Origin of the sequence: Marinobacter salarius (assembly GCF_032922745.1) — a bacterium.
Classification (GTDB): Bacteria; Pseudomonadota; Gammaproteobacteria; order Pseudomonadales; family Oleiphilaceae; genus Marinobacter.
Map to the genome: position 1 here is coordinate 1705168 of NZ_CP136693.1, position 19846 is coordinate 1725013.

General features: G+C 58.5%; 17 protein-coding genes. 10 read left to right on the plus strand and 7 right to left on the minus strand.

Features of this window, described 5'->3' with window-relative positions; translation table 11 throughout:
* Complete coding sequence (gene astD / locus R1T46_RS07780) at positions 1 to 1476, plus strand: succinylglutamate-semialdehyde dehydrogenase (RefSeq protein ID WP_317307899.1); 1476 nt, start codon at positions 1 to 3, stop codon at positions 1474 to 1476.
* A gap of 13 nt (positions 1477 to 1489) precedes the next feature.
* Positions 1490 to 2830 carry an N-succinylarginine dihydrolase gene (astB, locus tag R1T46_RS07785; protein WP_075194355.1) on the plus strand — a complete coding sequence of 447 codons (1341 nt, stop codon included), beginning with the start codon at positions 1490 to 1492 and terminating at the stop codon, positions 2828 to 2830.
* A 20-nt stretch (positions 2831 to 2850) separates the two neighbouring features.
* Here the strand turns inward: astB and R1T46_RS07790 are convergent, their stop codons facing one another.
* Positions 2851 to 3516: a helix-turn-helix domain-containing protein gene (locus R1T46_RS07790; protein WP_317307900.1), complete on the minus strand. Its 666-nt coding sequence runs from the start codon at positions 3514 to 3516 to the stop codon at positions 2851 to 2853.
* Between the two features lie 164 nt (positions 3517 to 3680).
* On the opposite strand from R1T46_RS07790, the gene R1T46_RS07795 reads away from it, so the two are divergent.
* Both R1T46_RS07795 and R1T46_RS07800 read left to right on the plus strand, forming a co-directional pair.
* Positions 3681 to 4760, plus strand: coding sequence for an efflux RND transporter periplasmic adaptor subunit (locus tag R1T46_RS07795; protein ID WP_317308279.1), 1080 nt, complete (start codon positions 3681 to 3683; stop codon positions 4758 to 4760).
* Positions 4760 to 7789 carry an efflux RND transporter permease subunit gene (locus R1T46_RS07800; protein WP_317307901.1) on the plus strand — a complete coding sequence of 1010 codons (3030 nt, stop codon included), beginning with the start codon at positions 4760 to 4762 and terminating at the stop codon, positions 7787 to 7789. Before R1T46_RS07795 ends, R1T46_RS07800 begins: the two co-directional genes overlap by 1 nt.
* Here the strand turns inward: R1T46_RS07800 and astE are convergent.
* From astE to R1T46_RS07830, 6 genes are all read right to left on the minus strand, one after another.
* A complete protein-coding gene (astE, locus tag R1T46_RS07805; protein WP_317307902.1) occupies positions 7786 to 8808 on the minus strand; it encodes a succinylglutamate desuccinylase in 1023 nt (340 codons plus the stop codon). The two genes, R1T46_RS07800 and astE, sit on opposite strands and share 4 nt — an antisense overlap.
* Before the next feature lie 39 nt (positions 8809 to 8847).
* On the minus strand, positions 8848 to 9570 hold the full coding sequence (locus R1T46_RS07810) for an ABC transporter permease (protein ID WP_317307903.1): 723 nt from the start codon (positions 9568 to 9570) through the stop codon (positions 8848 to 8850).
* A 3-nt stretch (positions 9571 to 9573) separates the two neighbouring features.
* Complete coding sequence (locus R1T46_RS07815) at positions 9574 to 10278, minus strand: ABC transporter permease (RefSeq protein WP_317307904.1); 705 nt, start codon at positions 10276 to 10278, stop codon at positions 9574 to 9576.
* Between the two features lie 52 nt (positions 10279 to 10330).
* The gene (locus tag R1T46_RS07820) at positions 10331 to 11083 is read right to left on the minus strand and encodes a transporter substrate-binding domain-containing protein (RefSeq protein ID WP_317307905.1); all 753 of its coding nucleotides are present in this window, start codon (positions 11081 to 11083) and stop codon (positions 10331 to 10333) included.
* Between the two features lie 135 nt (positions 11084 to 11218).
* A complete protein-coding gene (locus R1T46_RS07825) occupies positions 11219 to 11989 on the minus strand; it encodes an ABC transporter ATP-binding protein (RefSeq protein ID WP_317307906.1) in 771 nt (256 codons plus the stop codon).
* Positions 11990 to 12142: 153 nt separating this feature from the next.
* On the minus strand, positions 12143 to 12901 hold the full coding sequence (locus R1T46_RS07830; RefSeq protein WP_278367425.1) for an FCD domain-containing protein: 759 nt from the start codon (positions 12899 to 12901) through the stop codon (positions 12143 to 12145).
* A gap of 248 nt (positions 12902 to 13149) precedes the next feature.
* Here R1T46_RS07830 and dctP point away from each other — a divergent pair, with 248 nt between their 5' ends.
* From dctP to glcE, 6 genes are all read left to right on the plus strand, one after another.
* Entirely contained in the window at positions 13150 to 14289 is a 1140-nt protein-coding gene (dctP, locus tag R1T46_RS07835; protein WP_317307907.1) for a TRAP transporter substrate-binding protein DctP, read from the plus strand.
* Between the two features lie 98 nt (positions 14290 to 14387).
* Positions 14388 to 15101: a TRAP transporter small permease subunit gene (locus tag R1T46_RS07840; RefSeq protein ID WP_317307908.1), complete on the plus strand. Its 714-nt coding sequence runs from the start codon at positions 14388 to 14390 to the stop codon at positions 15099 to 15101.
* Positions 15098 to 16636, plus strand: coding sequence for a TRAP transporter large permease subunit (locus R1T46_RS07845; RefSeq protein WP_317307909.1), 1539 nt, complete (start codon positions 15098 to 15100; stop codon positions 16634 to 16636). The genes R1T46_RS07840 and R1T46_RS07845 overlap by 4 nt, the downstream gene beginning before the upstream one ends.
* Positions 16637 to 16656: 20 nt before the next feature.
* Positions 16657 to 17082: a GlcG/HbpS family heme-binding protein gene (locus tag R1T46_RS07850; protein WP_007153417.1), complete on the plus strand. Its 426-nt coding sequence runs from the start codon at positions 16657 to 16659 to the stop codon at positions 17080 to 17082.
* A gap of 39 nt (positions 17083 to 17121) precedes the next feature.
* The gene (locus tag R1T46_RS07855; protein ID WP_317307910.1) at positions 17122 to 18594 is read left to right on the plus strand and encodes an FAD-linked oxidase C-terminal domain-containing protein; all 1473 of its coding nucleotides are present in this window, start codon (positions 17122 to 17124) and stop codon (positions 18592 to 18594) included.
* Entirely contained in the window at positions 18587 to 19651 is a 1065-nt protein-coding gene (glcE, locus tag R1T46_RS07860; protein ID WP_317307911.1) for a glycolate oxidase subunit GlcE, read from the plus strand. The genes R1T46_RS07855 and glcE overlap by 8 nt, the downstream gene beginning before the upstream one ends.
* The last annotated feature ends 195 nt before the right edge of the window (positions 19652 to 19846 follow it).

A 19846-nucleotide genomic window follows, 5' to 3' on the forward strand; every position in this document is an offset into this window, starting at 1 on the left:
ATGGCGAACCTGACAGGTCAACTCTATATTGATGGACTCTGGCTGGAAGGCCATGGCGACTTTTTCGAATCCCTCCAGCCGGTCACCGGCGAGACAGTCTGGGATGGCGTCAGCGCCAGCATCGAAGATGTGGACGCCGCCGTGCGCGAAGCCCGTTCAGCGTTTGTCCACTGGCGCAAGCGGCCGTTTAGCGAGCGCCAGGCCATGGTGGAGAAATTCGGCACGTTATTGGAAGAACACAAGGAGGAGTTGGCGCACCAGATCGGCTCGGAAACCGGAAAACCCCTGTGGGAATCCCGCACCGAAGTGGCGGCGATGATTGGCAAGATCGGGATCTCCGTGAACGCCTACCATGATCGTACCGGCCATTCGGAGTCCGACGTTGCCGGGGGGCATGCGGTGTTGCGGCATCGACCCCACGGTGTGGTAGCGGTGTTTGGCCCTTACAATTTCCCCGGGCATCTACCCAATGGCCATATCGTGCCCGCGCTGTTGGCGGGCAATACCGTGGTCTTCAAGCCCAGTGAACTGACCCCCGGTGTCGCCGAGTTGACCGTCAAGCTTTGGGAAAAGGCGGGTCTGCCAGCCGGTGTTATCAATCTGGTTCAGGGGGCGGCTGCCACCGGTAAATCCCTGTCCTCTCACCCTGGTGTGGACGGCCTGTTCTTTACCGGCAGTTCGACCGTCGGGCACCTGTTGCACAAGCAGTTCGGTGGCCAACCAGAGAAAATTCTGGCGCTGGAGATGGGGGGCAACAACCCGCTGATCGTGCAGAATGTCCACGACGTGGATGGTGCCGTGCACCATGCGCTGCAATCAGCCTTCCTGTCTGCCGGCCAACGCTGCACCTGCGCCCGGCGCCTGCTGGTGCCCAAGGGTACCAAGGGTGACCAGTTCCTGGAACGCTTCGTTGAGGTGGTCAGCCGCATTACCGTGGGTGATTTCGACGCCGAACCGCAACCGTTCATGGGCTCGGTCATTTCACCCGAAGCGGCTGACAAGTTGCTGGCAGCGCAAAATAACCTGATCACGCATGGTGCGGAGTCGTTACTGGAAATGAAACGGTTGCGCGAAGGCACGGGCCTGCTATCGCCGGGCATTGTGGACGCGACTGGGCTGGATCTGGTGGATGAGGAGTTCTTCGGTCCCTTGCTGACGGTTTATCGCTACAAGAGTTTTGATGAGGCCATGGAGCTCGCCAACAACACCCGCTATGGCCTGTCAGCCGGTATCCTGACCGACGACCACAAGCTCTACGAGCGACTGGCGGACGAAGTGCGCGCCGGTATAGTGAACTGGAACCGGCCGTTGACGGGCGCCAGCAGCGCAGCTCCGTTTGGCGGTGTCGGTGCCAGCGGTAACCACCGCCCCAGTGCCTATTACGCCGCCGATTATTGCGCCTGGCCCATGGCCTCGCTGGAGGCGAAGAAGAGTGAAGTGCCGGAGAACCTGGCACCCGGATTAAATTTCGACTGACGGAAGACGAGTCATGGCCAAGCACGCGGTAGAAGCCAATTTCGATGGCCTGGTAGGGCCCACCCACAATTACGCCGGGCTGTCCTGGGGCAATGTGGCGTCCAAGTCCAACGTTCGCTCGGTATCCAATCCGAAGGAAGCGGCCCTGCAGGGGCTGGCGAAAATGAAACGTCTGGCGGATCGTGGCTTTGTCCAGGGTGTGCTGCCGCCTCATGAACGCCCGCATATTCCGACCTTGCGGGCGTTGGGATTTACCGGTTCGGACCGCGACGTTCTCAGTGCTGCCGCCAAACAGAGCCCGTCCATCCTGGCGGCGGCATCGTCGGCGTCTACCATGTGGACGGCCAACGCCGCGACAGTTTCACCGAGCGCGGACACATCCGACCATCGGGTGCACTTCACACCGGCGAACCTGAGCGCCAAGTTCCATCGCTCCATTGAGCACGTAGTCACCGGCCGGGCCCTGAAATCCATCTTTGCGGATGAGGCCTGGTTTGCCCACCACCCGGCGTTGCCCTCAGTCAGCCAGTTCGGTGACGAAGGCGCCGCCAACCATACCCGCCTGTGTGGCGGGTATGGCGAACCGGGTGTGGAACTGTTCGTGTATGGCCAGATCGCCTTTAACGAACAGGCGCCAGCACCGAAACTCTATCCCGCGCGGCAGACCCTGGAGGCCTCACAGGCAATCGCCCGTTTGCACGGCCTGAAAGACAGTCACGTGGTGTTCGCCCAACAGAACCCGGCCGCGATTGATGCCGGGGTGTTCCACAACGACGTTATCGCGGTGGGCAATGGCAACGCGTTGTTCTACCACGAGCTGGCATTCCTGGACGAAGAAACGGTGTTGGCGGATATCCGCTCACGCCTGACGGGTGCGGAACTGGAGGCCGTGCGTGTCACCAGTGAGCAAGTGCCTTTGGAAGACGCCGTTGCCTCCTACCTGTTCAACAGTCAGTTGCTGAACACGCCCGACGGCATGATGCTGGCGGTGCCGGGGGAGTGCCGTGAAAATGCGTCGGTCAGCCGTTATCTGGATGAGCTGGTCGAAGGCGCGGGCCCTATTACCTCGGTGGAGGTTTTCGACGTCAAACAGTCGATGCGCAACGGCGGCGGGCCGGCGTGTTTGCGTTTGCGGGTGGTGTTGAATGACGACGAACTCAAGGCCATGCATCACGGCGTGTTGCTCACCGATGCGCTTTACGAGCGCCTGACTACCTGGGTGGAAGCGCACTACCGCGAGGAACTTTCACAGGACGACCTGGGTGACCCGATGCTGCTTGAGGAAGTGCGCAAGGCGCTGGACGAGCTGACGGGGATTCTGGGGCTTGGGTCTATCTACGATTTCCAGCTCTGACCCGGTTCTGTCCTCTTTTCTCAGGACGAGATAGAGGACGTCAGCATCTCCATGGTATGGCGTATCAGTGATTCCGCGGAAACGTTGTACTCCAGGCCACTACCCAAGCCACTATCCAGGTCACTATCGGCCATTTCGCTCTGGCACAGCATGATCACGCCGTGCAGGGCGCCGCGTAGATAAAGCGCTGTCTCCGCCGGATCATGGATGCGGTCGCGGTTCATGGTGCCGTCTTCCAGCCCCAGGTGTATTGCACCGACCATCAACTCCATGGTTTCCGCCTTGCAGCCAAACATCTCGCCCGCCAACTCATCATCGGCCTCTGCCATCGCCGTGGAGGCGGTCGTCAGTGCAGAGAAGTAATCCGGTTGCTCGCGGTAAAAGTTGTAATAGGCGACCCCCATGGCGGAGATCTGAGCCAGCCCGGTATCAGCCGTCTGACGCGCCTCCTCGAAGCGACGGCACAGGCTGTGGCCGGCACGCAGCATGATGCCGCGCTGGATCGCCGCCTTGTCCTTGAAGTACACGTACAGCAATGCACGGCTGAGCGCGGCCGTTCGGGCGATGTCGTCCATGGATGTGCGTTCGTAGCCCTTCTCCGAAAACACCAGCTCCGCAGCATCCAGGATGCTGTCGTACCTGGCTTGCTTCTCTTTCTCTCTACGGGTTTTTAACGGCTCACTCATAGGGGATTCCGGATAATTGAGACTGCGCTCTCATGATACATGGTTAGAGATGAAAACCGATTATTGACAAATTGTCAAAGAATGACATTATGTCTGATAATGAATTTTTGTCCATTGGATGGATGATGAAAAAACACCGTGACCATGGAAGAGAGGACTTCTCGATGAGCATCGCCCGGCGTTCCGCCATTGTTTCCCTCTTGGCCGCTGCAAGCTTCCTTGTCAGCGCCTGTAAATCCAGTGAACCGGCGCCTGAACAGGGCGCTGACCCGGTGACGGTGCGTGCTGCCGAGGTGACGGGCGGCCAGACTGAGGGCGTGTCGCTACGTTTCTCCGGTATCGTTCGGGCGGCCCAACGGGCAACGCTGACGTTCCAGGTGAGTGGCACCCTTCGAGAGCGCGCGGTTGAACTGGGGCAGACCGTCAAGACCGGTGACCTGCTGGCGCGGGTATATAATCCTGCACTGGAACCGGCGCGGGATTCCGCAGCCGCCAGGCTGGACGAACTCAGAACCCAATATGATCAGGCCAAACGGGAATGGGAGCGTTCCCGCCAACTGCACGAGCGCGGGGTGGTGTCGGAGCAGGGGCTTGAGCAACTGGCCTCCCGGCGGGACAGCCTGAAAGCCAGTATGGCAACGGCCGAAGCATCTCTTGCCGAGGCCACACGCTTACTGCGAGAGAGTGAGCTGAGGGCGCCGTTCGACGGCCGGGTTGAAGCCTTGCTGGTGGAGCGGGATGAGTTTGTGGCCTCCGGCCAGCCGGTGATGCGTCTGTCGTCCCCGGAGGGACGCGAAGTGGAAGTGCGGGTACCGGCGTACATGCTCAACCATGTGTCGCTGTCGCAACTGCTGCCGGTCTGGTCGGTGCAGGATCGCAACCGTGCGCCAGTCACCGGCTCCATTGTGGAAATTGCCCAGCCCGGAGGTGTTCGCGGCGAGCTCCATCCGGTATTGGTCAGCCTGCCGGCAGATACCCTCGAACCCGGGGAGCCGGTGGAAGTGGGTATTACGCCCCGTGAAACCGTGGCCACGACGGTGCCGTTGTTGTCGGTGATGAAATCCAACGGAGGCGCCAGCGTGTTCCGCATTTCCGATGGCGTTGCCCGCCGTGTGCCGGTGACGGTGCAGCGGATTATCGGTGAGCGTGTAGTGGTGGATGCCTCCGATCTTAGCGCTGGTGATCAGGTGGTCTTTGCCGGCATGACCCGTATTTCCGACGGTGATTCCGTGGAGGTGCGCTGATGTCACTGCGCCTGCTGAACTTTCAACGCTTGCTGGGCATGGTGGTGACCATGCTGTGCCTCCTGGGGATTGCGGCCTACAGCACCATGCCGCGCCAGGAAGATCCTTCATTTCCCTATCGCGCCGGTCTGATTAGCATCAACTACCCAGGCGCCAGCGCCGAAGCCGTTGAGCGGTTGGTACTGCAGCCATTGTCGGACGAGTTGCGCCAGGTGGAGGAGGTTGATTACACCCAGGCCACTGCCCGCACCGGTGTGGCGATTTTCAACGTGCGCCTGAACGACACCATCTACGATACCGATTCCGCCTGGGACCGTGTCCGCCAGGCCATGGACCGGGCGCGCCTGGATTTCCCGGATGACGTTGGCCAGATGGTTCTGGACGACCGCCTGATTGATATTCCTGCCATTATTCTTGCGGTCAGCGGTTCTGGTTCGGTTACCGAACTGAGCGACGTGGCGGAGCGCCTGAAACAGAATCTGGCGGACATTTCCGGCGTGTCCCGTATTGAACTGGAGGGTGACGCGGACGAACAGATCACCCTGGCGCTGGACGACGCAGCCATGTACCGGCTGGGCATTTCCCCCGCACGCGTGCTGGACACGTTGGCGCGCCGCAACCAGACCACGCCGGGCGGTTTTGTTATCGCCGACGGTCGTCGTCTGTCGGTGTTGCCAAACAGCGAATTCACCAGTGTGGATGCCATTCGCGCGACGCCCATTGAACTGCCGGACGGCTCCCAGGTGCCCCTCGCCGCGGCTGCTGAAGTCTGGCGTGGCCCAGCGGAGCCCCGGCAACCGGAAGCCTGGTACGACGGTGAACGGGTAGTGCTGGTTTCCATGATCATGGAGGAGGGCAGTACCGACGCCATTCGGTTTGGCGAACGTGTGCGGGAACGGCTATCGACGATCCGTGACGAGTTCGCTCCCTATGAAATCCGCGAGATGTTCTTCCAGCCCGATAAGGTGGAAGAGCGGCTCGACAACCTGGCCTGGAGCCTGGTGATGTCCGTTATCATCATTGTGGCCGTGGTGTTCACCGGTATGGGCATCCGCATGGGGCTGCTGGTGGCGTCGATCCTGCCGATGGTGGCGTTGATCAGTATCGGCCTTTATGACTTGGGGGGTGGTGTACTGCACCAGATTGCTGTCATCGGCATGGTGATTTCCCTCGGTATCCTGATCGACAACGCCATTGTGATTGTCGAGAGCATTCAGGGGTACCTGGATGACGGCATGCGACGGCTGGACGCCCTGAAACAATCTGTGAAGGAGCTGGCGGGACCGCTGGGAGCCTCCACGGGCACTACCATCGCGGCGTTCATGCCGTTGTTGCTGTCCAAGGGTGGCACGGCGGATTTCACCCGTGGTGTGCCAGTGATGATCATGCTCACCCTCTCCGTCAGTTATCTGCTGGCGGTGTCCGCCGTACCGCTGCTGGCGGCCCGCTTCCTGAAACCCCGCAAGACAGACGCGCGGGAAGACAAGCTGGTTGGGCTTTCCCGTTTTCTCGGCGCCCTGGTGGCCAGGCGTCCGGGCACCTTGATCCTTGCGGGTACGGCACTGGTGGTGTTCAGCCTGTCACTCACGCCGTTCATGAAACAGCAGTTTTTCCCCAACGCGGATCGTCCCCAGGTGGTGGTTGAGCTTTACATGCCCGAAGGCACGGATCAGGAGCGCACGTCCAGTGTGGCGGCCGACCTTGAGCGTGCGATCCGCTCCCGACCAGAGGCCCTGGAGGTGCATCGGTTTGTTGGCTTTACCGGCCCCAGCTTCTATTACAATCTGCAGCGTGAGCCCCAGGCGCCGAACCGCGGGCGAATCGTGGTATCAACGCCCACCCTGGAAGACACCACCGGCCTGGTGCAGTGGATTCGTGACTACGCCGGGCATGAAATGCCGGAGTTGCAGTTAACAGCGGGAATACTGGGGCAGGGGCCGCCACGGGCAGCGCCGGTGGAAGTGCGGGTCTATCACGCCAACGACGACACCCGCGCCCGTGCCGTGGAACAGGTGTTCTCGGCGTTACGCAGCGTTAAGGGCACGGTGGATGTGCGCCACAACCTGGATATCGGCGTACCGAGCATTGCCATCAATGTGGACGATGCCAGCGCGGCCCGATACGGCCTGAACCGTGCCGATGTTGCCCAAAGCCTCTACGGTCAGAGCTTTGGTGTGGTGGCTGAACAGTATCGCCAGGAAGAAGATCCGATTCCCCTGGTGTTGCGCTCCCGGGAAGGCACCAGCCTGTCATTGCCACGGTTGTTGTCGGTGAATATCTACAACGATCGGGGCGACGCAGTGCCTCTCTCCGCTATTGCCTCGGTGGAAACGTCCTGGCAATCGGCGGCCCTGTTCCAGCGCAATGGCACCCGGATGAATACGGTCTGGTCCAATCTGATGGCAGATTACAGCTTCAGTCAGGCTCTGGAAGGGCTGGAAGCAGGGCTCGCAGAAAACCCCTTGCCCCCGGGTACCCGGCTGGACATGGGCGGTGACGCCGAGGGCTCCGGCGATGCCAACAACGCCTTGCTGACCACGGCGCCCATTGGTGTGTTGCTGTTGCTGTTCTTCCTGTTGATACAGTTCAATTCCTTCCGGCGTGTAGGCATCATCCTGCTGACAGTGCCACTGGCCACCGTGGGTATCTTCCCGGGGTTGGTATTCTCCGGCTCACCGTTCGGCTTTCAGTCGCTGCTGGGCGTCATCGCCCTGGTGGGGATTGTGGTGAACAATGCCATCGTGTTGCTGGATGTGATGGATCGGCAGTTGGAGAAGGGGGATGACATCCGTGATGCCGTCCGTAAGGCGGTGGAGCAGCGCACCCGGCCCATCCTGCTGACCACTGCGACCACCGTTGCAGGTTTGTTGCCGTTGGCGTTCTCCAGTTCCACACTGTGGCCGCCGATGGCCTGGGCCATTATCTCCGGCCTGCTGGCCTCCACGGTACTCACGTTGCTGGTGGTACCGGCGGTCTGTACCCGGGTGATCAGTTGTAAGGTGGCGGAGCCAGAGAACGCGCCGGCCTAGCCGCGAGTGGGTCTGATCATCAGACCCACCCTCTGGCCCACGGGCACGTCGCGATTGGGGAAGACAATGCCTTCGGGGGCGTCGCCTACTTTGTAGCAGGTGTCATCGTCTTCCCATATCACCGTGCCCGGGTCGTACATGGTGAAGTTGGCGACGTCGTCCGGCACGTGGAATTGGAAGCTGTCGCCGGTGTTCAGGATTTCGTGCACCACTTCAAACACCGTTATGGGTGCTGAAGCCTTGTCTCTCTTCGGCGGTGCCTCGCCTTTCAGTCGACGCCGCAGGGCATTGGCAATTCCGCTGAACCGGCTGAGGTCGTTCTGGCCGAAAGGCCTTACTTTTCCGAGCTCCACGGTGAAGCTTTCCGCTCCGAGTTCGGACGAGGAGAACGAGGCAAAGGTGGTGCCTTCACGGTGCTGCAAGAGCAGGGTGTCCACCTCCGCTTCCAACAGGAAATCAACCTGCCTTTCGGGAACATCTCGTCCTTCCACAAACGGATAGAGTGCAAACTTCTCTCGCAATGATGGCCGAATAGCCGTGTGCAGGTCGTAGTGAGACACATTGGATGAGTGCCTGGCGGCGAAGGCTTTACACGCGTCCTCCAGCAGCCGGGCCCGCTCCGCCTCGGGGAAACCCCGGTATTCCGGTTTACGGTGGGCGCCGCCGAACAGGCGGTTGAGGTTCACGTCAATAAACCGCTGACCGGCGTCCATCGCTGGCGGATTGCCGAGGATCAACAGGGCCGGGCAGGCCAGTTGCCATTGGCCGTCGATCAGCTCATTGAGTAGATGGTTCAAAACCTCAATGGGTGCGGTTTCATTACCGTGGATGCCGGCGGAAACAATCAGCGACTCATGGTTGGGGTTGGGGCGACCAGCAGGGGGTTCCAGATAGAGGAGCCCGGACTCCTGAAGCTGCAGCCCCGTGCCGTCGTCCAGAACAACAATCTTTTCAGACGCGGCGCGCTCTGCTCGTGCAAGCGTTTGGGAAAGCCAGTCAAGGCCGGGACTAAAAATCATTCCACCTACGCTCCGGGCTGAATGGTACCTTTTGGTCGGTCAGCCGCTAACCGGCCGTTGATGCTGCAACAGATAGTTTTCCAGCTTGCGGAAAGCAAACACCAGCATGAACGTTAGAATCATGTACAGCAGCGCCACAAAGATAAACGCGTCAAAGGGAGCGTAGAACCGGGAATAGATATTCCGCGCCGCGCCGGTCAGATCCACCAGCGTTACCACGCTGGCAATGGCACTGGCGTGAAGCATGAAAATGACTTCGTTGGAATACGCCTGCACACCCCGCCTGGCCGCACTTGGCAGGATTATCCGGCGCATCCGCAGTTCCCAGCTCATGCCATAGGCCTTTGCCGCTTCAATTTCACCGCTGGGCGTGGCCACAATGGCGCCACGGATGATCTCCGTGGTGTAGGCGGCGGTATTCAGCGTGAAGGCCAGCAGCGCCGGGTAAAAGGCTTCGCGAAAGATATCCCACCAGAACGTTTGCTGGATACCTTCGATCTGGGCCAGACCGTAGTAAATGATGTACAGCTGGATCAACAGCGGTGTGCCCCGGAAAATATAGGTATAGAACCAGACAGGGCCGTTGATCAGCGGGTTCTTTGAGGTGCGCATGATCGCCAGGGGAACGGCAAGTACCAGGCCCAGGATCAGCGACAGAAAGACCAATTGAACCGTCGTTACCAGTCCGCGCCAATATTCCATAATCGTGGGAGCGGTAAAGATCTCGTTCTGGTTCAGCAGTTCAGCAAGGAATTCAGGCATGGTTCAGCTCCCCTGTACCACGCCAATATTGGCGCGCTTGTTGAGCCACTTGATAAACAGCTCGGACCCGGCTGTGAGGCTGAGGTAGACAAACGCCACCGGAATAAAGAAGTGGAACGGCATGCGTTCAGCCTTGGCCGCTTCCTCCGCAACCCGCACCATATCGGTCAGGCCAATGATGGACACCAGTGCGGTGGTTTTCAGCAGTACCTGCCAGTTATTGCCAATGCCGGGCAGGGCATGGCGCAGCATTTGCGGAAATATGATTCGATGGAATGTGCGCCATCGGCTGAAGCCATAAGCGCGGGCCGCTTCAATCTGGCCGCTTTCCACCGCCAGGAAGGCTCCCCGGAAGGTTTCTGCCATGTAGGCGCCAAAAATCAGGCCAATGGTAAGGACGCCGGCGATAAATGGATCAAACTGGAAAAAGAAATCCACGCCGTAGGCGTTGTACAAATAATCAGACAGGTTGTTAACGGCCACCTGCCCGCCGTAATAAAACAGAAGCATCATGACCAGATCCGGTACGCCACGGATCAGGGTGGTATAAGTGGTGGCTATTCCTATGGCCACACGGCTTTTGGACAGTTTGGCGGAGGCGCCAATCAGCCCGAGAGCCACAGAGAGGGCCAGGGAAAGGAGGGCCAGTTCAATGGTGACCACCGCCCCATCCAACAGGGCCGGGCCGTAGCCTTTCAAGTCGATCATGGAAGCATCCGGTAAGCAGGGGGCAGCCAAAACCGCTGCCCCCGGGCCAGTTTTACATCTTGACGTCGTATGCGAAGTACTTTTCCATGATGGTGTCGTAGGTACCATCTTCCTTCAAGGTGGCGAGGGCTGCGTTCACTTCCTGCGCCAGTTCCTCGTCACGCTTGCGCATGGCAACGCCCACGCCCTGGCCGAGCTTGACCGCTTCACCCACTTCCTTGAAGCCATCCTTGCTCAGGACGGTCTGCTCACCCACCGGGTAGTCCACAAAGACCACGTCCAGGCGCTGGCCTTCCAGGTCAAGGACCATATCGTCAGCGGTGGTGTAGCGCTTGATGGTTACAACGCCGCCCATTTCCTCGGTTACGAAGGTGTCCATGGTGGTGCCGCGCTGTACGCCAACGGTCATTCCTTCCATGGCGGCCATGTCAGTGACGTCGGTGTTGAAGCTCTCGGGGCCGAACCAGCCACCCGGAGTGTTGTAGTACGGCTCGGAGAACAGCACACGCTCAGCACGCTCGGGCGTAATGGACATGGAGGACATGATCAGGTCGAACTTGCGCGCCAGCAGGCCCGGAATCATACCGTCCCATGCCTGGATGACGAATTCGCAGTTGGCGTTCATCTCTTCACACATGGCTTCGGCCAGTTCCACTTCAAAACCGGTCAGCTCGCCGTTTTCATCCTTGTATTCAAACGGCTCATAGGGCAAGTCGAAGGCGATGCGAAGGTTACGTTCCTGGGCGTGGGCGACACCGGCCATCATGGCCAGGGCGACGCTTGCCGCAACAATCAGTTTTCTCATGAGTCACTTCTCCAGTAGTCAGCCTTGTGGGCTTTATTATCGGCAGTGGTCTGCCTTATTTTGCTGGTTTTGGTGTTTTCTTACGGAGCGGATCTGCCCCGGCAAGGAAACCTGGTTTCAAGATAGCACTGCACATCAGAAGTTGGGAGCCAGAAACTGCTTCATTCGTTCCGACTCCGGATTGTCGAAGACCTTGTCTGGTGTGCCTTGTTCCTCGATCACGCCCTGATGCAAGAACAGGACCTGGGACGATACATCCCGTGCAAAAGACATTTCGTGGGTGACCACGATCATGGTTCTGCCTTCTTCCGCGAGGTTTTGCATGACCTTCAAAACTTCGCCAACAAGCTCGGGGTCGAGTGCGGAGGTGGGTTCGTCGAACAGCATCACTTCCGGCTCCATGGCCAGTGCGCGGGCAATGGCCGCCCGCTGCTGCTGCCCACCCGACATCTGGGCCGGGTAGTAGTCCTTGCGCTCGTAGATGCCGACCTTGTCGAGATAGGCTTCGGCCCGTTCGATGGCTTCTTTCTTGGGTACCTTGAGCACGTGGATAGGAGCTTCAACGATGTTTTCCAGAACGGTCATGTGGGACCAGAGATTGAAGCTTTGAAAGACCATGGAAAGTCGGGCGCGAATCAGTTCAACCTGCTTGTTATCCGCCGGAATTCGCTCGCCTTTACGATTGGTGGTGAACCGAATCGGGTCGCCGTGCACAATAATGTCGCCGGAGGTGGGTGTTTCGAGCATGTTGATGCAGCGCAGAAACGTACTTTTACCGGAGCCGGAGCTGCCGATCAGGGAGACGACGTCGCCCTTCTTTGTTTCCAGTGAAATGCCCTTGAGGACTTCCAGTTGATCAAAGGTCTTGTGGATGTCCTTGCAGATCAGAGGCGCTGAATCCGCCATAGGTGACTCCCGAGGCTATATAACAAAGGCGCAAGTTTTACGGGCTGTGGGCGTGCAAATCAATCCCCCTTGAGAGGGGTTTTACGGTCTTTCACCACACATTCCGCGTGTTAATTGTGGATTATTGAACGTTTGACGCAAGCTTTTTGCCGTTTATGCCCTTTGCGATGGTTTTTCCGGTGTTGCCGATGCTGGCAGGGAAACCCGGATAATGGCGGTTCCCTGTTGCTCAATTGTGCGCATGGCGTCACTGACAAAGCGCACATGAGCCATGGCGATGCGTTTTGCCGCTTCGGGCTTTCCCGCCATCACTGCCTGATAGATCCGTTTGTGCTGGCGGGAGATTTTGTTGCGCATTTCCTCCCGGGGATTCAGGTTGGCTACGGAGGCCTCCACGGTCAATAGCATAAGGTTCTTCAGCCCGTTCAGCACGTGCACCAGAACTGGGTTGTGGGAGGCTTCAACAATGGCCTGGTGGAAACTGTGGTCTGGCCTGGCGTTGGTGAGCGGGTCGGTCTGTTCGAGAGCGGAATAGGCCTTGGTGATGCGATGGAGGTCCAGCGCAGTGGCCCGCTGTGCGGCCAGGTAGGCGGCCTGGCCTTCCAGTTGCTCCCGTACCTCGAGCAGGTCATACAGAGTGCGCGGGTGGCCGGTAAACATCTGCAATAACGGGCTGTCCTCGCCGTCTTCCTCGCTGCCGGGCACGATGCGGGCTACAAAGGAACCCTTGCCATGCCGGGTTTCAATCACGCCCCGCCCCTGCAGTTCGTGTAGGGCTTCGCGGATGATGGCACGGGACACGCCAAGACGGGTGGCCAGTTGCCGTTCCGAGGGCATTTTCTGTTCCGGCGCCAGCCCGCCGTCGAGAATGAGCCGTTCGAGTCGATAGGAGATTTCCTGAGCGATTGCCATGATGTTTCCTGCTGGGGCCACTGGTCGGACCAGTTGTTTTTATCGTGTCTTGATTTAAAGAATCCCTTTCGGGACCAGTAAATATGGCTCATTACGGCGTTTTCGTCTATCCGGCATTTACAAAACTGGTCTGACCAGTTGGCAATCTTCTGGACTAAATCCGGCAGGACTACGAATATCGATCTAATACCAGCGGTTGCTGGTGTTGACCTGACCCCGATAAAAACAATGTCAACGGAGATGTGTCGATGAATACCAACGAGAACAGCGAGCAATTAAGCGCTCCAGATACGCAGGCCGGAAACGTTGCCCCGCGGCGGGGTTTCCTGAAGTCAGTCGCCCTTGCCGCTGCCTTCTGCGGTGTGGCGCTAGCCGGTGCAGGGCAGGCGCAGGCGGCAACCACCTGGAAGATTCAGTCGGTATGGGACGCCGGCACCGTAGGCTATGACCTGTTCGAGGAATGGGCCAATAGCATGGAAGAAAAATCCGGTGGCGAACTGATCATCAAGCCGTACCCGGCCAAGTCGGTTGCCGCGGATAACAACGCCCTTTTTGAGGCGGTGCGTAACGGCGTTCTGCAGGGTATGAATCCCTTCACTCTGTACTGGTCCGGAAAGATTCCGGCCTCGGTTTTCCTGTCGTCCTACCCAGCCGGTCCTGATCAGCCGCACCAGTGGGACATCATGTTCTATTCCATGGGCATGCTGGAAAAGACCCGTGAGATCTACGAGAAGTTTGGTCTGTTCTACGTCGGCCCTATTCAACACGACGCCAACATTATTCACTCCAAGAAGCCGGTTAACAGCCTGGCGGATATGGAAGGCCTGAAGATGCGTGTGCCCGGTGGCATGGTTGCTGAGGTGTTCCAGCAGTTTGGTGTGTCCACGGTGAGTCTGCCGGGTTCGGATATCTTCCCGGCTTTGGAGAAGGGCACCATCGACGCTGCTGACTACGTCGGCCCTGCCGTTAACTACGAACTGGGTTTTTCCCAGGTGACCGACTACATCATGTTCGGGCCTCCTGGTGTTATGTCCATCTACCAGCCGGTGGACCTGATGGACCTGACCGTCAACCTGCGTGCGTGGAATGCGCTGGATCCAGAGCTTCAGCAGTTGGTTGAGGACGAGGTTCGTATCTACTCACAGAAGCACTACCTGACCATTCAGAAGCGCAACATTGAAGCGATGGAGAAGTTCAAAGAGGATGGCTCGAAGGTGACGCGTCTGAGCCAGCAGGATCTGGAAGAGTTCCGGAAGGCTGCGATTCCGATCTGGTTCAATTGGGCCGGCAAGAACGAGGATGCCAGGGCGATTCTGGATATCCAGCTTGAGTACATGATGAACGAGACCGTTGGCTACCTCAACGAGGAAGACATCAAAGGCATGTAAGCCTGCATAACCATAATAAACCGATCACGGGGAAGGCAGGGAGCGCGCCGATGGCATGCTCGCTGCCTTCCCCGCTCTGTGATTAAAGGTGATAAAACATGTCTGACCTGAGTGCGTTCGGCTTTGTATTGCCTCACTGGTTCTACTGGGGCTGGCTGGCGGTAATGCCGCTGATCATGATGGCACTGGACCGTTGGCTGTCCCAACGCGGGGTACAAGCCATCGACAAGAATGCCGAAGCCAACGAAAAGCTTCAGCAAATTGAAGCGGAATTGAAAAAAAGCGTTGATTACAGTGACGCCAGTAACGGATTCACCAAGGCAGTGGACTGGATCAGCGAAAAGTCCGGTGTCTTTATTTCCTTCTGGACCGTGAACGCGGTGGTGTTCTACTTCTTCGAAGTGGTTATGCGCTATCTGTTCAACCAGCCCACCATCTGGGTACACGAAGCCAGTTTTCTGCTGTTCGGCATGCAGTACCTGATGGCGGGTGCGTTTGCACTGCTGCACGGCGCCCATGTGCGGGTTGATGTGGTTTACAACTTCCTGCCACTTCGGGGCCGCGTGGGCATGGATATTTTCACGTCCATGTTCTTCTTCATGTTCGCGATTGCGTTGATGATTACCTCCTGGACCTTCCTTGAGAACTCTTATTCCATGGACGAACGAACCGTTGAGACATGGGGCATTCAGTACTGGCCGGTGAAGGGCGTTATGCTCCTCGGGTCGACGCTGCTGTTCCTGGCGGGCCTGTCCAAACTGCTCAAGGACATCACGATTTTCATTAAACTCGGCCGGGAGCAACACGCATGAGCACAGAAACCATGACCAACCAGGGCACGGGTTCGCTGATCGGCAAGCTCGGCACCTGGCTGATGATCATCGCCACGATTGCCCTTGCTTTTGTCGTGTTGGTGGAAGTCATCAATATCCTGTTTTACGACCCCTGGAGCGACGAAAAATTCCTGTTCAAGCTCTCCGGCATGCTGTCGGATGTGAAGATTGGCCCTTTGACCTACATCATGTTCGGCTCTCTTGCCGTGCTACTGATGATGGGGCTTCCCCTGGCGTTCGTCACAGGGGGCCTTGGTGTGGCGTTCATCTATCTGGTGGGCGACTCGATGATGTTGAACATCATTCCCAGCCGCATCTTCCCGATGATGACCAACTCGGACCTGGCGGCCATTCCGTTGTTTATCTTCATGGCCTCGATGCTGGAGCGGGCCGGGCTTATCGAAGAAATGTTCAACGTGGTCTACAAATGGATGGGCGGTCTTGGCGGTGGTCTGGCCATTGCCACGATTCTGGCCTCCACGATTCTGGCGGCCATGGTCGGTGTGATCGGTGCCGCCGTGGTAACCATGGGCATCATTGCGCTCCCGGCGATGCTCAAACGCGGATACGACCAGAAGATCGCGTTGGGCTCGATCATGGCCGGGGGTACTTTGGGCATTCTGATCCCGCCCTCTATCCTCGCGATCTTATACGCGGTTGTGGCCCAGCAGTCAGTAGGTGAGCTGTATCTGGGCTCGGTGATTCCGGGGTTGATTCTGGCCGGTCTGTACGTCATCTATGTGGCTACCCGCGCGTGGCTTAATCCCACGCTGGGGCCGCCTGTGCCAGAGGGTGAGCGCATTGGTCTCAAGGAAAAGCTCCGGTTGTTGAAAGACCTGATCGCTCCGCTGTTTCTGGTCTTCCTGGTGCTTGGGCTGCTGTTTGGCGGTATTGCCACTCCGGTGGAAGCGGCCGGTATTGGCTCCTTCGGGGCAATCCTGGTGGCGATGAAGCACAAGGTATTCTCCGTTGCCACACTGCGCGATGCATCAGTCACCACCGCCAAGGCTACCGCCATGGTGCTGTGGATCATGTTCGGTGCGTCCGTCTTTGTCGGCTTCTACATTCTACAGGGTGGTCAGGACTTTATTACCGAAACGATTCTGGGGATTGGTCTGTCACCCTACGCGGTCCTGCTGCTGTTGATGGTCCTGCTGGTTGTGTTGGGGATGTTCCTTGACTGGGTTGGTATCCTGCTGCTGGCCGTGCCTATTTTTATCCCGATTGTGGAAGCGCTGGAATTCCCGGGCCTGTTCGGCCTGCCCGGCGTGGAAGGTTCGGACGTGGTGCTCTGGTTTGGTGTGCTCTATCTGGTGAACATGCAGATGTCGTTCCTCAGCCCACCGTTCGGCTACGCACTCTTCTATATTCGGGGCGTGTGCCCGCCGGACATCACAATGGGGACTATCTTCAAATCGTCTCTGGTATTCTTGGCCATCCAGGCATTCGGTTTGTTTATCTGTGTGCTCATCCCGGGTGTCGTCACTTGGCTACCCAATCTGGTTTACGGCTAAAAATAGAGGAGTAATGGATTATGTTGACGGTTAAGCGGCTTGATCTGGCGGACGCCAGAATTCTGATCGAAGGTGCGGCTGAAAAGGCCCGCGAAATCGGCGTGCCCATGTGCATCGCCATCACTGATGAGTCCGGTAATTTGATCGCATTTGAGCGTATGGACGGCGGTAAGATCACCAGTGTGACCATCGCCCAGGACAAGTCCTTCACGGCATCGGCAGCGAAAAAGGCTACTCACGACTATAACGCGGTCAACGTACCCGGGAAGCTGGCATTCGGCATCCACACCGAAGTGGGTGGCCGCATCAGTTCTGTTGGTGGTGGTCTGCCGGTAATGGTCGATGGCGAGGTTGTTGGTGGTATCGGAATCAGCTCCGGTACGCCTCAGCAGGATATGGACTGTGCCCAGGCTGGGATTGATCATTTTGAAACCAAACGCGGTTGATGGCTGTCTCACAGGAAGCCATCACTCTCAGAGAATGATATGAACAGCAAACCGAAAATCAGCGCAGCGGAGCTGGCGGAACAGTTCCGTACGTTCATCGATCCGGACTTCGTCATCACCGATGACGAAACCATGAAGCCCTATGAATGCGACGGCATGTCGATGTACTGCGAGATGCCAATGCTAGTAGTGCTACCGGAGACTGCCGAACAGGTGCAACGAGTGATGCGCATCTGCAACGAGCACGAAGTGCCCGTGGTGGCCCGTGGTGCCGGAACGGGCCTGAGTGCCGGTGCCATGCCGCACAAGGAAGGCGTGGTGTTGTCGCTGGCCAAGTTCAACCGCATCCTGGACATCGATCCGCTGGCGCGAACGGCCTTGCTGCAACCGGGTGTGCGTAACCTGGCGATCAGCGAGGAAGTTGCCCAGTTTGGTCTCTATTACGGTCCGGATCCTTCGTCGCAGATTGCCTGCACCATTGGTGGCAACGTGGCGGAGAACTCGGGCGGTGTGCATTGCCTGAAATACGGTTTGACGGTTCATAACATTCTCAGCGTGGAGATGATCACGGCCGAGGGTGATCGGGTGACCATCGGCAATGACGCGCTGGATGCCTGTGGAATGGACCTGCTGGCGCTGATGACCGGGTCTGAAGGCTTGCTGGGTATCGTTACCGAAGTGAAGGTCAAACTGCTGCCAAAACCGGAAATTGCCCAAGTGGTGATGGCAGGTTTCGACAGTGTGCAGAAGGCCGGCGATGCCGTGGGAGGTATCATTTCCCATGGCATCATCCCCGGTGGATTGGAGATGATGGACGGTCACGCCATTATCGCGGCCGATGACTTCGCCCAGGCTGGGTATCCGCGTGACGCCAAGGCATTGCTGTTGTGTGAAGTGGACGGCACGGAAGAGGAAGTCCACGAACACATTGAGCAGGCCGAGGACGTGTTCCGCAAGCTGGGCGCCACCTCGGTCAAAACCTCCCAGAGCGAAGAGGAGAGGGCGCTACTCTGGAAAGGCCGTAAATCGGCCTTCCCGGCAGTAGGCCGTATCTCGCCGGATTACTACTGCATGGATGGCACCATTCCGCGCCGGCATCTGGCGCACGTGCTGCTGGAAATGGAGAGGATGTCCGAAGAATTCGGCCTGCGGGTAGCCAACGTATTCCACGCCGGCGACGGCAACCTGCACCCGCTGATCCTGTTTGACGCCAACGTGCCCGGCGAGTTTGAGCGCACGGAAGCCTTTGGCAGCAGCATTCTCAATCTTTGCGTGGAGGTGGGCGGCTGTATCACCGGTGAACACGGAGTTGGCGTTGAGAAAATCCGCCAAATGGCCGTGCAGTTCAACGACGAGGAACTGCAGCAGTTCCACGACGTCAAAGCCGCCTTCGACCCGGCTGGCATTCTCAACCCTGGCAAGGGCGTCCCCGCCCTGCGTTTCTGTCAGGAATACCGCTCACTCGAGCACAAACAACACAAGCACGACACGGTGGACGCGGCGCATGGCTGATCTGTCTCAAAAGCTGCAGGAGCAGGTTCTCCAGGCCCGCAAGACGGGCCAGACACTGAATATCGAAGGCGGTGGCACCAAGGCCTTCATGGGGAGAGCCGCCGACGCCGATGCCGGCTCTCTGAACATGGGCGAGCACACAGGCATCGTCGAATACCATCCTGTGGAACTGATATTGACCGCGCGTGCCGGTACCACCCTTGCGGAAATCGAAGCCACCCTGGCCGAAGAAGGCCAGTGCCTGCACTTCGAACCGCCCAGGTTTGGTGATGGTTCCACTCTCGGTGGCACGCTCGCGTGCAACTTGTCCGGCCCCGCACGGCCCTGGTCTGGCTCGGTACGGGACCAGGTGCTCGGCATCCGCATGCTCAACGGCAAAGGTGAACACCTGCGCTTTGGCGGCCAGGTGATGAAAAACGTGGCCGGCTACGACACCTCGCGGCTACAGGCTGGCGCCATGGGCACCCTGGGCGCGATCACCGAAATCAGCCTTAAAGTCATGCCCAAACCGGCGATGTCCCTCACCCTGGTGCAGGACATGGCGATGGACGAAGTCATCCACTACATGAACAGCCGCGCCAAAGAGCCCAAGCCCATCACTGGCGCCTCCTGGGTGGACGGCAAGGTGTATCTGCGCCTCGCTGGCGCCAAATCCGCCGTTGAGGCCACTGCCGAAAAGTGGACCGGTGAAGTGATGGAGCAGGGCGGCCAGTTCTGGCAACAGCTACAACACATGCAGCACGAATTCTTTGCCGGTGATGAACCGCTTTGGCGCTTCTCCGTCGGCTCCACCGCCGAAAACCCGGACCTCGATGGCCCCTGGCTGATCGACTGGGCCGGCTCCCAACGCTGGTATCGGGGCGAAGCCGACATCGCCAAACTGGAAACCATGGCGCAACGCGCCGGCGGACAGGTGAGCCTGTTCCGCGGCGGGGATCGCACCGATGAGGTAATGCACCACCAGCCGAGGGCGCTAAAAGAAATTCAGCAACGGCTGAAAAAGTCGTTTGATCCCGACGGTATTTTTAACCCCGGGCGACTGTACAGCTGGCTTTAATAATTTAGCCCGGAATCTGATATGTGGCTGTGAGGGCTACGAAGATGCCGGGGAAGTGAGCGGGTAGGGCGTCTCTGAAACTGTACGGAGCCATGGATGGCGGAGTCCAAGCGTCACATGGATGTGCCGAAGGAGCGTGTTTCAGATACGCCCTACCCGCTCACTTGTGCACCAATATTCAGAAAGCAGGTAAAA

Bases quoted from the DNA above. Each gene is read 5' to 3' on its own strand.
- R1T46_RS07830 (WP_278367425.1), bottom strand. From the start codon at position 12,901: ATGGCAATCGCTCAGGAAATCTCCTATCGACTCGAACGGCTCATTCTC.
- R1T46_RS07795 (WP_317308279.1), top strand. From the start codon at position 3,681: ATGAGCATCGCCCGGCGTTCCGCCATTGTTTCCCTCTTGGCCGCTGCA.
- R1T46_RS07850 (WP_007153417.1), top strand. From the start codon at position 16,657: ATGTTGACGGTTAAGCGGCTTGATCTGGCGGACGCCAGAATTCTGATC.
- R1T46_RS07840 (WP_317307908.1), top strand. From the start codon at position 14,388: ATGTCTGACCTGAGTGCGTTCGGCTTTGTATTGCCTCACTGGTTCTAC.
- R1T46_RS07825 (WP_317307906.1), bottom strand. From the start codon at position 11,989: ATGGCGGATTCAGCGCCTCTGATCTGCAAGGACATCCACAAGACCTTT.
- astB (WP_075194355.1), top strand. From the start codon at position 1,490: ATGGCCAAGCACGCGGTAGAAGCCAATTTCGATGGCCTGGTAGGGCCC.
- R1T46_RS07800 (WP_317307901.1), top strand. From the start codon at position 4,760: ATGTCACTGCGCCTGCTGAACTTTCAACGCTTGCTGGGCATGGTGGTG.
- glcE (WP_317307911.1), top strand. From the start codon at position 18,587: ATGGCTGATCTGTCTCAAAAGCTGCAGGAGCAGGTTCTCCAGGCCCGC.
- astD (WP_317307899.1), top strand. From the start codon at position 1: ATGGCGAACCTGACAGGTCAACTCTATATTGATGGACTCTGGCTGGAA.
- R1T46_RS07855 (WP_317307910.1), top strand. From the start codon at position 17,122: ATGAACAGCAAACCGAAAATCAGCGCAGCGGAGCTGGCGGAACAGTTC.
- R1T46_RS07790 (WP_317307900.1), bottom strand. From the start codon at position 3,516: ATGAGTGAGCCGTTAAAAACCCGTAGAGAGAAAGAGAAGCAAGCCAGG.
- dctP (WP_317307907.1), top strand. From the start codon at position 13,150: ATGAATACCAACGAGAACAGCGAGCAATTAAGCGCTCCAGATACGCAG.
- R1T46_RS07820 (WP_317307905.1), bottom strand. From the start codon at position 11,083: ATGAGAAAACTGATTGTTGCGGCAAGCGTCGCCCTGGCCATGATGGCC.
- astE (WP_317307902.1), bottom strand. From the start codon at position 8,808: ATGATTTTTAGTCCCGGCCTTGACTGGCTTTCCCAAACGCTTGCACGA.
- R1T46_RS07815 (WP_317307904.1), bottom strand. From the start codon at position 10,278: ATGATCGACTTGAAAGGCTACGGCCCGGCCCTGTTGGATGGGGCGGTG.
- R1T46_RS07845 (WP_317307909.1), top strand. From the start codon at position 15,098: ATGAGCACAGAAACCATGACCAACCAGGGCACGGGTTCGCTGATCGGC.
- R1T46_RS07810 (WP_317307903.1), bottom strand. From the start codon at position 9,570: ATGCCTGAATTCCTTGCTGAACTGCTGAACCAGAACGAGATCTTTACC.